This window comes from Stakelama pacifica, from assembly GCF_004361835.1.
Classification (GTDB): domain Bacteria; phylum Pseudomonadota; class Alphaproteobacteria; order Sphingomonadales; family Sphingomonadaceae; genus Sphingomonas; species Sphingomonas pacifica.
Genome location: NZ_SNWD01000004.1, coordinates 266,793 through 282,787 on the forward strand (window position 1 = coordinate 266,793; position 15,995 = coordinate 282,787).

Consider the following 15,995-nt stretch of genomic DNA (forward strand, 5'->3'; position numbering starts at 1 on the left):
CAGCGCCCGCGCGCGATACGCAAATATCCTAGGGTTGCGAATCGACGCCCGCGGCAAAGGCGATTCGCAGCGCGTCGGAAAGCGTGCGCACTTCCAGCTTGGTCATCAGATTGGCGCGGTGCACCTCGACCGTGCGCGGCGAAATGCCGAGATCATAGGCGATCGTCTTGTTCGGATGGCCACGCACCAGCCCGGCGAGCACATCCTGTTCGCGTGCGGTCAGCCGGGCGATCCGCACCTTCGCTTCCTGTTCGGCAACATCTTCATCCGCCGTTTTGTGAAGCCGGGCAAAGGCCATGTCGATCGCGGTGAGCACCGCCTGTTTCTCGAACGGTTTTTCGAGGAAATCGACCGCGCCCTGTTTCATCGCGCGCACCGCCGTGCCGACATCGCCATGGCCGGTCAGCATCACCACCGGCATCGTCACACCGCGCTCGGCCAGCGCCTGCTGCACCTCCAGCCCGTCCATGCCGGGCATGCGGATATCGAGCAGGATACAGCCCGGCTCCGCGTCCTTCGCGACCTTCAGAAAGGCATCGCCCGATTCATAGGTTTCGACCGTGAAGCCGCTGGTCCGCAGCATGAAGCCCGCCGAACGCCGGATCGATTCCTCGTCATCGACAAGGTGGATGATACGCCGTTCGGTCATTCATTTGCCTCCGCACTGGGAATCGTGAACGAAAAAATGCTGCCGCCGTCATCGCGCGGCTCTGCGCGGATGCGTCCGCCATGCGCCTCGACGATCGTTCGGCAGATCGACAGACCCAGTCCCATGCCGGTCTGTTTGGTGCTCGTAAAGGCCTCGAACAGGCGCGGACGGATGCTCGGGTCGATGCCGGGGCCGGTATCGGCTACCGCGATCTCGACCATATTGTTTTCCGCGCGCCGCGCACTCACCCGAATATCGCGGCGGTCGCTATCGCTTACCGCTTCCACCGCATTGCGGATCAGATTGACCAGCACCTGTTGAATCTGCACCCGGTCGACCAGCACCGGAGGCAGATCGGGCGCGATCTCGTGAAAGGCGCGGATGCTCTTCTCGGTCACTCCGGCAAAGCCCAGCCGCCCCGCCCCGGCAATCAGCTCGCTCAGGTCCTCGACGCCCTTCTCGATCTCGCCGCGCGCGACGAATTCGCGCAGGCGACGGACGATATTGCCGGCGCGCAGCGCCTCGCTTGCCGATTCGCTCACTGCCTCGCGCACCAGGTCGGGATCGGCGGTCCCGGCATCGATCAGGTCGCGCACCGCCTCCAGATAATTGGCGATCGCGGTCAGCGGCTGGTTGAGTTCGTGCGCCAGCGTCGACGCCATGGTTCCCATCGCGCTGAGGCGTGAGACATGGATCAGTTCGGAGCGCAGCTCCTCCATCCGCAGCTCGGCCTCGCGCTCCTGCGTCAGGTCGCGGATAAAGCCGGTGAAGATGCGGAAATCCTCGCTGACCGCTTCGCCCACCGCCAGTTCCATCGGGAAGGTCGCTCCGTCGCGTCGCTGACCGCGCACCACGCGCCCGATCCCGATGATCCGCTTCTCACCGGTTTCCAGATAATGGTCGATATAGGAATCGTGCCGCGTACGGTCGGGCTGCGGCATCAGCATGCCGACATTGCGCCCGCGCACCTCCGCCTCGCTATAGCCGAACAGCGCTTCGGCCGCTGCGCTGAACGACAGGATGATCCCGCGCTCGTCGATCACGATCATCGCTTCAGGTATGGTGGCAAGGATCGAGCGCAGATGCTGGTCGTTGCGGCTGAGCGCGCTCTGATCGGCCTTTTCGCGCGTGATGTCGCGGACGATCTGGCAAAAGGCGATGACATCCTCGCCCCCTTCCGCCGCCGGCAGGTCGGGAACCGCGAGCGTGGTGGTATCGGCGAGAAATTCCGATCCGTCGCGCCGCATGCGCCAGCTTTCGTGCCGACAGCGTCCGTCCGCGCGCGCAGCGTCGAGATCGCCCTGCGCCTCTCGCTCACCCGCCTCACCCGGCTGGTACAGCGAATGCAGCGGCTGGCCCACCGCCTGATCCTCGCGCCAGCCGGTCAGGCGCTGCGCGCCCGCATTCCATGATCGGATGACGCCATCGCCGTCGATCAGCAGCATGGCATAATCGCTTTCCCCGGCGATCACCCTTTGGAATTTAAGGATTGTTCGTCCCCTTGTGCGCCGCGCTCCGCCGCTGGCTTTACGCCCCCCTCATCCGGAAATCTACCTATCGGCGATATTGCGAACGATCAAAGTAGCGGCGGCGCAGCGGGCCTAATCGCTTCTCATCAGAACAGGAGATCAATCCCATGCGTACCATCCCGATCGCATTCGCAGCAGCCGCCGCAACCGCGCTGTTCGCCCCTGCCGCCATGGCGCAGACGACCGATACGGACGTCGGCATCCATGCCGGCGACGTGCTCGCCCGCGCCCGCGTCATTCTCGTCTCCCCGATCGAAAGCTCCTCTGCTGTCGAACCGGCATTTCCGGGCAGTAAGGTGGGCGTCGGATACAGCGTGATGCCCGAAGTCGATTTCACCTATATGGCGACCGACAATATCGGCGCGGAGCTGATCCTCGGCACCACGCGGCATGAAGCAACCGGGCGCGGCACACTGTCCGGCGTGGGCAAGCTCGCCGACACGTGGGTGCTGCCGCCGACCCTGACGCTGCAATATCATTTCATGCCGCACACGAAGATCCGCCCCTATATCGGTGCGGGCGTCAACTACACCATCTTCTATTCCACCGATGCCAGCAAGGAACTGGAAAGCGCGATCGGCAAGACCAGCGTGAAGATGGACGACAGCTTCGGCTATGCCCTTCAGGCGGGTATCGATGTCGATGTGACGAAGAATCTGTTCGTCAATCTCGACGTCAAATATATCGATATGGATACCACCGCGAAGCTCAACACCAACGGAGCGATCAACCGCGCCGACATCCATATCGACCCGATCGTGGTCGGTCTTGGCATCGGCACACGCTTCTGATCGCGGCGCACTACGGCACGAAAAGGGCGGCCCGGCAACGGGTCGCCCTTTTTCCTGAGCGGCAGGCGCGTCTACTGATTTCGATCCTAAAGAAGGTTCCGGTAGTTTCCGTGCAGTTTCCTAAATGGCCAGACCTCCTTGCCAGCACTTTTCAAGCGCGCACCACCAGTCCGGAGTAACAGCCGCGGATCGCGTTATGGACATGAAGGAATTCGGTTGTCTCTGCGGCCAGTAGTTCGTTGAAAGCCTTGGCGGCATCGATCCCGTCGACTAGCATAGCATCTTGCATCATGCCGTTTGCGTCGAAAGCCCTCACTGACAAAAGGCGACATGCCATGACCTGCGGCACGGTATTTACTTCGTCATACTGTCTGACGGCCCCCTCACGCACAAAAATGGCATGGGATGAACGATAAGGGCTATCGACGCTTAAATGCTCGAAATTCACGAGCAGCAGCGATTCACCCGGTTCAGCGTCACGCATTTCAATTCGGTCTGGAAAGCCGGGCTTGGCATCAGCCACGTAGCGAACCACGCCATGGGTGCGGAGATCTGCATCGGACAAGTCGTAAAGATGGCTGAAGCCGGCAGAGGCAACACCTTGGATCCGGAATGACACTGGCTATCTCCTTGCTTCCCCTCAGGTCTAGCAACGGAGTTATGAAAGGGCCTCCCGTATCTTGCGTTGAAATACCAATGCAAAGGTTCGCGGCAGCTTTGGTGAGTTTACGACCAAAAGCTGACAGTCCACTTCCCGTCCCTCACCACCAACGCTGAGGCAGACCGTGCCCTGCAAGCGGTCCGGTGCGCCACGCCCACCGGACCGCCTCTCTCAATGCGCCAGAAACAGCGGTACCGGGCTGTGTTCGAACATCTGGCGGGTGACGCCGCCGAACAATGCCTCGACAAAGCGCGGACGGCTGAACCCGCCCATCACCAGATAGTCCGGCCGATCGGCCTTCACCCGGTCGATCAGGATATCGCCCGCATGGCTGCCGTTGCACGGCTCGCGCCGCACCGTGGCATGGATATCATGGCGCGAAAGATATTCGGCGGCTTCCTCTGCCGGCAGCTTCACCGATCCGTCCTCGACCTCGACCAGCACCACGCCGCCCGCATGGGCGAGCAGCGGCACTGCCGAGCGCAGCGCCACCTCCGCCTCACGCGAACCGTCCCATGCGACCATCGCGCGGCCGAAAGCATTCAGCCCGCAAATATCGGGCGGCACGGCCAGCACCGGCTTGCCCGAGGTGACGATCAGCTCGCCCGCCAGTTCGGACAGGCGCGGATGTGGAAAGGCACGCAGGTCGGAATTGACCACGATCAGGTCGCATAGCCGCGCGCCCCGGCGAAGCGCCGCCGCCGGATCGCCGCTCGCATCGATGCAATCCCACAGCACATCTTCGTGCGCCAGCCGCGCCTCGATACGTTTGCGGTTGGCCTTTTCCTGCGCGATCTCTTCGTCCATCATCACCGCGCTGAGCGCAGGCGAAAAGCCGTCCTCGGCCATGGCCGGGGTGAGTGCGACATCGACACAGCTCAGATGCCCGGAGAGCGCGCGGGTGACGTCCAGCGCCGCCTGAAGCCGCGCCTCCTGACCGCTATCGTCATGAACCAGAAGCAGAATATTCTTCATCATCACCTCCCGATATTCAGCATCGAAAGGCTAGGGCGCACTTTTGCCGGACACTATCGGTAGTGTTACGGACACAGCGGAGCGGATCACACCGCCTTGCTGAACCGCCGCGCGCCGGGATTGCGATAGCTGTCAAACGCCGCCGCCGCGAGCCGCGCATAGGGAAGCCCCTCGCGCGTCACGATCACCTGCCCCGCTTCGCGGCGGATGACGCCATGGTCCTCCAGCTCGCGCAACAGCGCCTCATCGGGAGCAGCGGCGCTTTCGGGCAGGCCATGGCTGCGGGCAAGCGCTGCCGCATCGACCCGGTTGTCGCACAGCAGCCGCTCGATCACCTGCCCACGCAGCCGGTCCTCGCGCCCGCGTGTCACCCCGCGCACTGTGCAGCCCTGCCCGTTTCCGGCGAGCATGCGATAGCGCCCGACATGTTTCTCATTCTGCGCGATCAGACCGGGAAACTGGCTGATCGCCGATGCGCCCAGCCCGATCAGCGTGGTGGCCGCATCCTCGGTAAAGCCCTGAAAATTGCGGTGCAGCCGTCCTTCGCGCGCGGCCACCGACAGGCTGTCCCACGGCCGGGCGAAATGATCGAACCCGATCGCGCCAAGTCCTTGCTCGACCAGCAGGTCATGCGCCAGCGCGCGCTGCCAGAACCGCGACTCGGCATCGGGAAGCGCGGCTTCGTCGATCAGCCGCTGGCGCGGCAACAGGCGCGGCATATGGGCATAGCCGAACATCGCCACCCGGTCGGGCGCAAGCGTCTGCGCCGCTGCCAGCGTCGATGCGATATCGTCGAGCGCCTGACCCGGAAGGCCGTACATCAGGTCGAGATTGATCCGCTCGATTCCCGCATCGCGCGCCTGCGCGATCACCCGGCTAACCTCGGCCAGCGGCTGGATACGCCCGATCGCTGCCTGAATGCGCGGAGAGAAGGTCTGCGCGCCGACGCTGATCCGGTCGACACCGGCGGCGGCAAAGGCGCTTGCATGGTCGCGATGGAAAGAGCGCGGATCGACCTCGACCGCCCATTCGGCGCTGGAGGCGATCGCAAAGTTTCGGCGCAGCAGATCGGCAAGGCGCGAAAACTGATCGGGGGACAGAATATTGGGCGTACCGCCGCCGAAATGCACCCGTCCGATCGTGCCGCCGAACACCGCCGCTGTTCCGGCAATCTCCATGCCCAGCGCGTCGAGATAGGCATCAAGCCGGTCGGCGCGGTTCAGCGCGCCGGTATTGCACCCGCAATACCAGCAGATCGCCTGGCAATAGGGGATATGGATATAGAGCGATGCGGGGCCGCTATCCGTTGCCCGGTGCAGGGCTTCGCCATGGTCGCGCGCGCCGATCGTCGGGGTGAACTCCGCTGCGGTCGGATAACTGGTGTAGCGCGGGGCCGACCGTTCGGCGAGTGCGGGGATATAGCGGTGCATGGCGCGTGCTCTGTTCGATGGGAAAGAAGCGGCGCGTCATCGCCCGGGGGGAATGACGCGCCCTTAGGTGGGAGAGTTCAGTCGAGAACCGTCTGGTCCTCAGCAGGGTCGGTATGGAATTCGAGCCAGATGCCGTTCAGCACCGCGACACCGACGGCAAGGCCGAGACCGAGAATCCATGCGAAATACCACATTGCAGATGCTCCTTAATAAAAGTCGGGGTTGAGGCGGACTTCGTCTTCGGTCACGCGGCCGAACATCACGCGATAAGCCCAGCTGGTATAAGCCAGCACGATCGGCAGGAAGATGACCGTGACCAGCAGCATGATGAACAGCGTCATATGGCTGGAAGAGGCAGTCCATACCGTCAGGCTGGACGCCGGATCGATCGAGCTCGGCAGGATGAACGGGAACATCGACAGCCCGACCGTGGAAATGATTCCGATCGTTGCGATGCTGGAGCCGGTAAAGACCATCGCGTCGCGGCGGCCGCGAATGCCGAAGAACGCGATCACCGGTCCCAGAAAGCCCAGAATGGGGGCGATCAGCATCCAGGGATGCGCCGAATAATTGTCGAGCCATGCCCCCGGTGCCGCAACGGCATCGATCAGATGCGGGTTGGACGGGCCGTTGGGATCGATCGTCCCCATGAGCTGGAACCCCATACCGCCCAGCGCCACGAACACACCGCCCAGCGCGAACAGCACGATGGCGAGGATGGCGGCAATCTGCCCCCAGCGCTGCGCGCGTTCCCGCACCACGCCGTCCGCCTTCAGGCTCAGCCAGCCGCTCCCATGGAGCACCAGCATTGCGACCGAAAGAAGGCCGGTGAGCAGCGTGAAGGGCGTGAACAGGCCGAGCAGCGATCCTTCGTAAAAAGAACGCAGATCGCTGTCGAGGCGGAAGGGAATGCCGGCAAGCACATTGCCGACCGCGACGCCGAACACGAGTGCCGGAACGAACCCGCCGACGAACAGCGCCCAGTCCCAGCGACTACGCCATTTGGCATCCGCGTGCTTCGAGCGATATTTGAAGCCCACGGGCCGCAGGATCAGCGCCGACAGCACCAGGAACATGGCAAGGTAGAAGCCGGAAAAGCTGACCGCATAGACGAACGGCCATGCCGCGAAGATGGCGCCGCCGCCGAGGATGAACCAGACCTGGTTTCCTTCCCATGTCGCGCCGATGGTGTTGATGACCATGCGGCGCTCTTCATCGGTTTTGCCGATAAAGGGCAGGAGCGCGGCGGTGCCGAGATCGAAGCCGTCGGTCAGCGCGAAGCCGATCAGCAGCACGCCCAGCAGCAGCCACCAGATGACGCGAAGCGTTTCGTAATCGAATGGAATACCCATTGTGTGTCTCCGTATCGTCCGGGCTTATTCGGCCGGGACGGTCTGATAGCCGGCGGGTTTCGGTGCAGCCGGAGCGGCACCCCGCATCGGACGCCAGGGAATGTAGGTTTCCGGGCCCTTTTTGATCGACGCGAGCATCAGCCGCACCTCGATCACCGCGAGCACGCCATAGAGCGCCGTGAAACCGGCAATCGTGGTCCAGATCTGCGGTACCGTCAGGCTCGATGCGCCGAGGAAGGTCGGCAACACGCCTTCCACTGCCCAGGGCTGACGTCCCACCTCAGCGACCGCCCAGCCGAACTCCGCGGCAAGCCAGGGAAGCGGCATGATCCACAGCGCAAGACGCAGGAACCAGGTCCGGTCAAACTTGCGTGTATTGGCGAAGTACAGTGCGACCCCGAAAAATGCGATCATCGCAAAGCCGATGAACGCCATGCCGCGGAACAGCCAGAACAGCGCCGGGACGTTCGGAACGGTCGACCATGCGGCCTTGTTGATCGTTGCTGCATCGGCAGTGCGCGGATCGGCGACATAGCGTTTCAGGAGCAGCGCATAGCCGAGATCGGCCTTGGTGCGTTCATAGGCTTCGCGTGCGGCGAGATCGTTGCGGTTGACCTTCAGCTTTTCGACTGCGTCATAGGCGGTGATGCCGTTGACGATGCGCGCCTCTGCCTGACGCACCAGTGGCTTGATGCCGGATACCTCGCCCGTCAGGCTACGCGTGGCGATCAGGCCGAGCACATAGGGCACCTTGATCTCATAATTGGTCTCGCGGCCCGTATTGGACGGCAGGCCGAAGATTGCGATGCCGGCCGGAGCGGCATCGGTGTCCCATGCTCCCTCGATCGCGGCGAGCTTCATCTTCTGGTTGTCGGTCAGCGCATAGCCGCTTTCATCGCCAAGCACGACGACCGAGAGCGAAGCGGCGAGCCCGAAAGCGGCAGCCACGGCGAAGCTGCGCTTGGCGACTTCGATATGACGGCCACGCAGCAGATAGAAAGCGGACACGCCCAGCACGAAGGTGGCGGCGATGACATAGCCCGCGCTCACCGTGTGAACGAATTTCGCCTGCGCGACGGGGTTGAAGATCACCTCATAGAAATTGGTGACTTCCATTCGCATGGTTTCGGGGTTGAAGGTGGAACCGGCGGGATGCTGCATCCAGCCGTTGGCGACCAGAATCCACAGCGCCGACAGGTTCGACCCCAGCGCGACCATGAAGGTGGTGGCGAGATGCCCGCGCTTCGACAACCGGTCCCAGCCGAAGAACATCAGCCCGACAAACGTCGCTTCGAGGAAGAATGCCATCAGCCCTTCGATGGCGAGCGGCGCACCGAAAATGTCGCCGACATAATGCGAATAATAGGACCAGTTGGTCCCGAATTCGAATTCCATGGTGAGGCCGGTCGCCACACCCAGTACGAAATTGATTCCGAACAGCTTTGCCCAGAAGCGTGTGATGTCGCGCCAGATCGGGCGGTCGGTCATCACATAGATGCTCTCCATGATCACCAGGATGAAGGAGAGACCCAGCGTCAGCGGCACGAACAGAAAGTGATATAAAGCTGTCAGGGCAAATTGCAGCCTCGACAGTTCGACTACGGCCATATCCATGGTAACGGGTCCTCGTTTCAGCGGCCCAGCCGCCCAAATGATAGCCGTCGCCTAGGACGTGTGCGTTCGGGTCGATATTGGGGATAGTCCGTAGAAAGGAGCGCGAACGCCCGGAATGCTGTTCGATGCGTAAGAAAAATACCGCCGGTTTCGCGTGGCTGATCGACCTTGCAGGGGCCGCATTGTTCGCCGCCGGAATCGCGATTGCCGTAACGGGTGCCGCCACCAGCGGACTGATCGAGGCGGAGGCGGTCGCGCTGATCCTTGTCGGCGGACTGGTGCGCGCGGTGGCGGTGGGGCTGGTCCATCGACTCGCCATTACGGGGGCTCAGCGCATTGCCGCCGCGCGCCGCCTGCCCGTTATCCGCCGCCTGATCGGCGAACCGATGGCGGAGCCGCCCTCGCTGGGCGCATCGGCGGTGCTCGCCATCGACCATCCGCAGGCGATCGAGAATTATCAGGCGCGGTTCATGCCGAGCCGCTTCGCCGCTTCGGCTGCGCCGTTGTTCGTCATCGCGGTCACTGCCTTTGCCAGTCTGGTCGCGGCGGGGATATTGCTGGCGACCTTCATCCCCTTCATCCTCGGCATGATCCTGGCCGGAACCGCGGCGCGGCGCGCATCGGAGGAGCAGCTGGGCGCGATGGGCCAGCTATCGGGCCTGTTCGTCGACAGGGTGCGCGGGCTTGGCATCATCCGCCATTTCCGCGCCGAGGAGCGCGTGACGCGGCAGGTGCGCGGTGCGGCGAACGATCTGGCCGACCGCACCGTCAGCGTGCTGCGCATCGCATTCCTGTCGAGCGCGGTGCTCGAATTCTTCTCCGCGCTCGCGGTTGCGCTGGTCGCGGTCTATTGCGGGTTCAGCCTGCTCGGCCTGCTGCCCTTCCCCAATCCGGAAGTGCTTACCCTGCGCGAGGCGTTTTTCGCGCTCGCCATGGCGCCCGAATTCTACCTTCCGATGCGCCGCCTCGCCGCTGCCTATCACGAAAAGCAGCTGGGCGAAGCGGCATCGGACGCGCTTGACCAGCTCCCCGAACCGCTGGTTCGTGCCCCTGCTGAGGCTGCGTTCACCGGCATTGCGGCCAATGGCGCTCGGATCGACTGGCCGGGACGGTCGATCGGGCCGGTTTCCTTCGCACTGGGGCGCACCGGGATGATCGCGCTCACCGGCCCGACGGGGAGCGGCAAGACCAGCCTGCTCGCCGCGATCGCCGGACAAGTGGCGCTGACCGATGGGACTATCACGCCGGTCGCTCCCGACAATATCGCCTGGGCGGCGCAGCGCCCGCTGATCCTGCCCGGAAGTCTGGCTGACAATCTTGCACTGGGGCGGATCAATGCGACTCAGGATGAGATTGCCGAAGCGATCGAACGCGTCGGCCTGTCGCCGATGCTGGCGGCGCGCGGGGCCGGGCTGGACCTGATCCTCGACCATCGCGGTTCGGGGCTTTCGGGCGGCGAGCGGCGGAGGCTCGGCCTTGCCCGCGCAATTCTCGCCGGGCGTTCGCTGACCCTTGCCGACGAACCGACCGCCGATCTGGATGCAGATAGCGCGCGCGACATCACCGCGCTGCTCATCGCGCTTGCCCGTGACCATGCCGTGGTGGTCGCAACGCATGATCCGATCGTTATTGAAGCGGCCGGAGAGGAGGTGGCGCTGTGAACCGCGAACTGATCGATAACGCCGTTCGGGGCCGCACAGCCACCGTGCTGCGTCAGGCGTTCTGGTACGCGCTGCTCGCCGGAATCTCCTCGGTCCTGCTGCTTGCGCTGTCGGGCTGGTTTCTGACAGCTGCGGCGATTGCAGGCGCGGGCGGCGTGGCAGCAGTCGCGGCGTTCAATTACCTCATCCCCAGCGCTGCGATTCGCGGCCTTGCCATTGTCCGCACCGGATCGCGCTATGGCGAGCGGCTATTGTCGCATCGCGCCGCGCTGACCGCGATGGCCGACTGGCGCGGAGCGTTGTTCGGAAAGCTTGCCGCGCAGGACAGTCGCACCGCGCCCGATCTGTCGGGCGGCGACGCCAGCGCGCGGCTGATCGGCGACATCGAGGCGCTGGAGGATCTGATCGTCCGCCGCCCCACTCGCCCGGCCAGCCTTGCCGCCGCATTGTTCGCGGTCGGGCTGACGATTCTTTCGGGCTGGATGGCGGCGCTCGCGCTGGCGCTGCTGCTCGCGGCACTGCCTTTCCTGCTGAAACATGCCGCCACACGCTGGACCCGCGAGCCCGCTGCCGAAGCCGCCGATGCGCTCGGTGAATTGCGCGCCGCCTTTGTCGATGCCGCCGCCGCGCGGCCCGAGATCATCAGCTATGGCATTGCCGACCGGGTGGCCCAGCGGCTGGAAGACCTCGCCGCACGAGTCGATCGCGCCAATGCCGCATTGTTCCGGGGCGAAGGCCATGTCGCCGGACTACTGATCGGGTACGGCACGGTTGCGGCGGCGGCAGTGCTGCTGTTCGCGCAAAGCCCGGCGGCGCTGATCGCGCTCGGCCTGCTTGCGGCAACGTCGTCGGTCGAAGCCATGGCAGCGTTCGCGCGCACCGCGATGCGTCAGGCGAGCGTCGAACAGGGTCTGGCGCGGCTGGCGCTGCTGACCGGCCTTGAAGGCGAGCCGGTCCGCGCCGAAGCGAAGCGCGAGGCCGCCCTGCCCTTGGCGATCGGTGCCACCCGGATCGTGCCGGGTGAGCGGATCGCGATCACCGGCGCATCGGGCAGCGGCAAGACGCGGCTGATCGAGGCGCTCGCCGGGCTGCGCGCGCCGGTGCATACGCTTCGCCTGAACGACACACCGCTGGCCGAATGTTCGCAGACGGTATTGACCGGCCAGTTCGCACTGTCGCCGCAGGATGCCGCGCTGCTTGCGGGCTCGATCGCCGACAATCTGCGCCTCGCCCGGCCCGGTATCAGCGAGGATCAGATGCGCGCCGCGCTGCATATCGCCTGCCTCGACACCCGGGTGGCGGCGATGCCGGACGGGCTCGATACGCTATTGGGCGAAAGCGGTGGGATATTGTCGGGCGGTGAGCGCAAGCGGCTGTCGCTTGCCCGCGCGCTGCTCGCCGACCGGCCCTGGCTGTTGCTCGACGAACCCACCGAGGGGCTGGACGCAGCGACCGAGGCGCTGCTGGTGACGCGGCTAGGCGAATGGCTGGATGCTACCGGGACCGGCGTGATTCTGGTATCGCATCGGCAGGCGCCGCTGGCGCTCGCCGCACGTCACATTCCCATCGACGGGATCGATTGAGAGCGCGGGCATCGACGGTATGAAAACAGGGCGGCTGGTGGAGCTGAGGGGAATTTATACCCTGTCCCGAAAACCCTTTTGAAACAGCGGCTTATGTAGCCGTGGTCACACCCGTGTATACCACTAAAGTAGCTCGTTTCAATCATATAGATGCACGTTGCGAGTATGCGGTCGAACGGCTGACGCGCAGCCCGCGAGAGCAGATGGGCGATTTGCAGCTTGGGCCGCGAGGACAAATTAACGCTGGGAATAGCCAACCGCTCACAGAAAGCGCCAGACGGGGCCTGTACGGCAGTAACTGGGTGGTTTTCTGACAGGCGGCTTTGAAAGGCGAGAGCTGCGACAGGCATGGAGCGCCGAGGATGTTACGGCGGCAGAAAGCACCCCAGTTGCGGACGTTCCGGGCCAGCCAGCGCAAAGGCTTACATTGGGCCGACTTCGGACTGTGCGCTCGTAGACGGGGGATTTCACGAAGCGGCCATTCGATCGTCGCAATATTCCCGTCCGTTTCCGACCAAACCATGCCATTCCAGATTGAGCGCACGAACGGCTACTCTTAGACAGAACCTGCCATTCCCTTTCCGTCGAACCGCTCCTCGGGAGAAGGATGGACGCGGCCAAGAAAGCCATTCATCCGTATGGCTCGGGCTTCTGAAGGTCCCCGCTCAAGCGCCTAAATCGGAGGAAGTGCCGCTCCGGCGGCAGCCGGATTCGCCTCGCCTTTCGCAGTTTCTTCCTCGTCCGCGTCGCTGATCCGCATCATCATCTTGTAGTGGGCGATATGGCCGGTTTTCTCGAAAACCTGCTCGAACACGCGGAGGTAGCTCTGCACGGCGTTGTCGTCGGCTGCGAGGTAGATGTCGTCGTGCGCGCTGTGAGATCCGTCATTGATCCACGAAAACAGCGAGGCGCAGACTTGGGCGTCGCGACCAGTGAAGAGCGTGACAATGGCATCCTGTCGCCAGCCGCCGAGGACGACGAGATAGTTCTCGACGATCCTCCGCAGCGTGTTTTGGATGGTGAGGTTGGCGCGATCGGAATTGCGCACGTCCTCCCAGAGCAGCTCGTAGGAGGTTTTCACCGGATTGAATGGATAGCGGTGAAACGACGAGACGTTGTCGCGCTTCCGCACCACCCAGAACGTTTCGTCCCGTCGGCAACCTGAGAGGGGACGATCCCGATCGTAACTCACCTCCTTGTGAAAGTAGATATTATGCGTGAGCACAAAAATCTGCCGGACCGAGCCCTTTCCGGCGCGGACGTCGCCGACTACCTTTCGGATAAGCGCGCTGACGATGAACAGCACATCGGAATCTAGGCTCGAGACAGGATCGTCGAATACCACCACCTTCTCGACCGTAGTGCCTGTGCCGGACGTGCTGCCGGCCAGCATGTGATAGAAATAGAGGAAGGTGATGAACGACCGCTCGCCTTCGCTCAACGTCTTCGCGGCGTCGGAGCCATCCAGGCGAACGATCCGGTACATGTCCCCGCGCTCGCCGGCGACGGCCAGTTTGAAGCTGGTGAAGCCGAATGAGGAGAGGATGCGGTTGATCTCGTCGACCGTTGGCTTAACGCTCGTGATGCTGGCCTCTTTAGCCTTCAACTGAGCAACGAGCCGGGCACGCTCGCCCTTCTTCTCTGCGATCTTGGCTTCGATGCCCTCGATCATCTTACCGAGCTTGGTCGCGACCGCCTCGTAGGTTGTGAGGTCGGTCCGGCGCTCCTCTACGATGAAGCGCCATACCTGCGAGGTCAGGATGCGTTTGGACTTGGATAGGTCACGGATGGTCTCGTTGTATTCATCAATGGCAGTGTTCGCCTGCATCAGCAGATCGCCGATCGCGTCCGCGAACTCCTTCGTATCTTCGAGCGTGATCTCGCTACTAGGTTCGCGACGCTTCGCTAGCAACCGCTCGTGGTTGAGTTCGAACGCCGTCTTCAGGGCGTGGTAGCGCTCGGTGAGTGTCTCCGGATCGATGAACCTGCCGGATGAGGCCACAATGGCATCGAGACGGTCGCACACAGCCTTCGTGGCTGCTTCGTAACGCATGGACAGCTGCGCAATCTCCGCGAGATCCGCCTCATACTGCTCGTCGAAGAATGCGTTCAGGTCTTCCAGCAGATTGGCCGGGGCAGCCTGCTGGCAGAATGGGCACGGGCCGTCCGCCGCCGTAAGATACTCCACGCCCTGCTTGACCCAGTCGCTGTTGCCAAGCCGACCAATCAGGGCGGCGACGACGACGTCGTCACGGCCGACAACCTTTCGTCCAAGAATCGCCGACTTCTCCAATGTGGGGAAAGCGGAGAAGTCGATCGGCTGGATAGCAACTTCCGGCGGCGTCGCATCCCGAAAGACGGTCGCGGCGCGCGCGGTGAGATCCTCAAGGGTGGCGACGTCGGTTTTGTTCTCCGCAGCCTCCTTCAGCACCTTATTACAGAAGGCGACCTTGCCCTGACGGTGACCGGCCATGGCTTCCTCGAAAACCGCCTTGTGGGCCTGCCGCGATTTCCAGCATGCCTCGTCGAGGAGCGATCGCGCGTCTGCGAGATCCTTACGGCCACCTCCTGCGCCATCGTCGCCTTCGAGCTTCTGCCGCAACCCGCCGATTTCGCCGTCGAGCTTGCCGATCTGCAGCTGCAGGCTCTCGATTTCCTCGACGGTTTTCGTCGAACCCTCGCCGAGCGTGAAAATACCCTTGAGCTGCTCTCCGAAGTTGGCTTCGGCGAAATCACGATTGTAGACGAGGGTTGCTATCGCCCGGCCGTCCTTCCACGATACGCTGTAGCCTGCACGGGCGGCAGGGTCGTGGATGGCGCGGGATACAGTTGTCTTCCCGCAGCCGTTGTGACCGAAGAGGTAGTTGATCTTCTTGAGGTCGGTGAGCGTCTCACCTGCGGCGGGATATGTCGCCTCGCCCGCAATCTCAATAGAAATAAGCACTTACGCCCCCAGAAATAGTGCTCCCAGGACCCGATCTAGCCGTCTGCGCGCCATGCTTCCAGCCGCATTGTACACATGGGGCCGTTTTTACGCTGAAAGGACTTCGTGCCAATGAGCATTGCGCGTCTACGGTAGGACCTGCTGTCTAACGGGTAACGTCCGCTTCAAAAAGAAGCCGCCATTCAAGCCATTGGTTAGGAACGGCGGGAATGTCCCAGACCCGGCCGCCCAGACCGTTTGGAAAGGCCGTCCGCTTTCAGACGACCGGCTGGCACCCCGCAATGACCGACATTGATGCGCAAAGCGGTCCATCGATCGCACGATGCCCAAAGTCCGCTTTCCGCCGAATGTCGCCGTACCCGGCCCACAGCCTCGTTGGTAAGTTGAACGTCGGCTTTCAGAAAATGCAAAGGCAGCGGCAACGACCGAGAGTGGGGCGTATCCGGGAAGACGGCTTTTAGGCGGAAAACACTGAAAGCTAACCATTCGGGATTTTTCCACGCGGCCAAGCTTGCCGAACAGCGCGACAGATTGCGGCATGCACCACTCGCTTCGAGCCTTACTTAGTCTAAGTAGCTTACCTGATAGGCAACCGGCATCTCGCGGCATACAGTAGGTATCGTCGCAAATAGTGGAGGTTGGAATGCTTCCTTGCTGCACCGACATTCTACAATTCATCATGCAGCTTTTCACGCAATCGTGGAATGCTGCTGGTCTGAGCCCCTAGATTTCCTCCATTGATAGGTAGAGTCCGGCCTTCGACAAGGAGACGGACGAATGAAGCGATCGAGGTTCAGCGAGGAGCA

At 63.0% G+C, this 15,995-nt stretch carries 12 protein-coding genes; 3 read left to right on the forward strand and 9 right to left on the reverse strand.

The window, feature by feature from the left end; genetic code table 11:
* Nucleotides 1-28: 28 nt before the first annotated feature.
* On the reverse strand, nucleotides 29-649 hold the full coding sequence (locus tag EV664_RS08870; protein ID WP_133495322.1) for a response regulator transcription factor: 621 nt from the start codon (nucleotides 647-649) through the stop codon (nucleotides 29-31).
* Nucleotides 646-2,121 (reverse strand): PAS domain-containing sensor histidine kinase, encoded by a 1,476-nt coding sequence (locus EV664_RS08875; protein WP_268237644.1) that lies wholly within the window; start codon nucleotides 2,119-2,121, stop codon nucleotides 646-648. Before EV664_RS08875 ends, EV664_RS08870 begins: the two co-directional genes overlap by 4 nt.
* 164 nt (nucleotides 2,122-2,285) lie before the next feature.
* On the opposite strand from EV664_RS08875, the gene EV664_RS08880 reads away from it, so the two are divergent.
* Nucleotides 2,286-2,969 (forward strand): OmpW/AlkL family protein, encoded by a 684-nt coding sequence (locus EV664_RS08880; protein ID WP_133495324.1) that lies wholly within the window; start codon nucleotides 2,286-2,288, stop codon nucleotides 2,967-2,969.
* A 151-nt stretch (nucleotides 2,970-3,120) separates the two neighbouring features.
* On the opposite strand, the gene EV664_RS08885 is transcribed toward EV664_RS08880, so the two are convergent.
* From EV664_RS08885 to EV664_RS08910, 6 genes are all read right to left on the reverse strand, one after another.
* Nucleotides 3,121-3,588 (reverse strand): DUF1203 domain-containing protein, encoded by a 468-nt coding sequence (locus EV664_RS08885; protein WP_133495325.1) that lies wholly within the window; start codon nucleotides 3,586-3,588, stop codon nucleotides 3,121-3,123.
* Between the two features lie 213 nt (nucleotides 3,589-3,801).
* Nucleotides 3,802-4,608 (reverse strand): universal stress protein, encoded by an 807-nt coding sequence (locus tag EV664_RS08890; protein ID WP_229668186.1) that lies wholly within the window; start codon nucleotides 4,606-4,608, stop codon nucleotides 3,802-3,804.
* 83 nt (nucleotides 4,609-4,691) lie between these two features.
* Nucleotides 4,692-6,035, reverse strand: coding sequence for an oxygen-independent coproporphyrinogen III oxidase (hemN, locus tag EV664_RS08895; protein ID WP_133495326.1), 1,344 nt, complete (start codon nucleotides 6,033-6,035; stop codon nucleotides 4,692-4,694).
* Nucleotides 6,036-6,112: 77 nt separating this feature from the next.
* On the reverse strand, nucleotides 6,113-6,229 hold the full coding sequence (gene cydX / locus EV664_RS08900) for a cytochrome bd-I oxidase subunit CydX (protein ID WP_133495327.1): 117 nt from the start codon (nucleotides 6,227-6,229) through the stop codon (nucleotides 6,113-6,115).
* 12 nt (nucleotides 6,230-6,241) lie between these two features.
* On the reverse strand, nucleotides 6,242-7,387 hold the full coding sequence (gene cydB / locus EV664_RS08905) for a cytochrome d ubiquinol oxidase subunit II (RefSeq protein ID WP_133495328.1): 1,146 nt from the start codon (nucleotides 7,385-7,387) through the stop codon (nucleotides 6,242-6,244).
* 24 nt (nucleotides 7,388-7,411) lie between these two features.
* Complete coding sequence (locus EV664_RS08910; RefSeq protein ID WP_133495329.1) at nucleotides 7,412-9,001, reverse strand: cytochrome ubiquinol oxidase subunit I; 1,590 nt, start codon at nucleotides 8,999-9,001, stop codon at nucleotides 7,412-7,414.
* 125 nt (nucleotides 9,002-9,126) lie between these two features.
* Here EV664_RS08910 and EV664_RS08915 point away from each other — a divergent pair, with 125 nt between their 5' ends.
* Together EV664_RS08915 and EV664_RS08920 are read left to right on the forward strand one after the other, a co-directional pair.
* Nucleotides 9,127-10,662: an ABC transporter ATP-binding protein/permease gene (locus tag EV664_RS08915; RefSeq protein ID WP_133495330.1), complete on the forward strand. Its 1,536-nt coding sequence runs from the start codon at nucleotides 9,127-9,129 to the stop codon at nucleotides 10,660-10,662.
* A complete protein-coding gene (locus EV664_RS08920) occupies nucleotides 10,659-12,245 on the forward strand; it encodes an amino acid ABC transporter ATP-binding/permease protein (RefSeq protein ID WP_133495331.1) in 1,587 nt (528 codons plus the stop codon). The genes EV664_RS08915 and EV664_RS08920 overlap by 4 nt, the downstream gene beginning before the upstream one ends.
* Before the next feature lie 673 nt (nucleotides 12,246-12,918).
* Here the strand turns inward: EV664_RS08920 and EV664_RS08925 are convergent.
* Entirely contained in the window at nucleotides 12,919-15,189 is a 2,271-nt protein-coding gene (locus tag EV664_RS08925; protein WP_133495332.1) for an AAA family ATPase, read from the reverse strand.
* Nucleotides 15,190-15,995 lie beyond the last annotated feature (806 nt).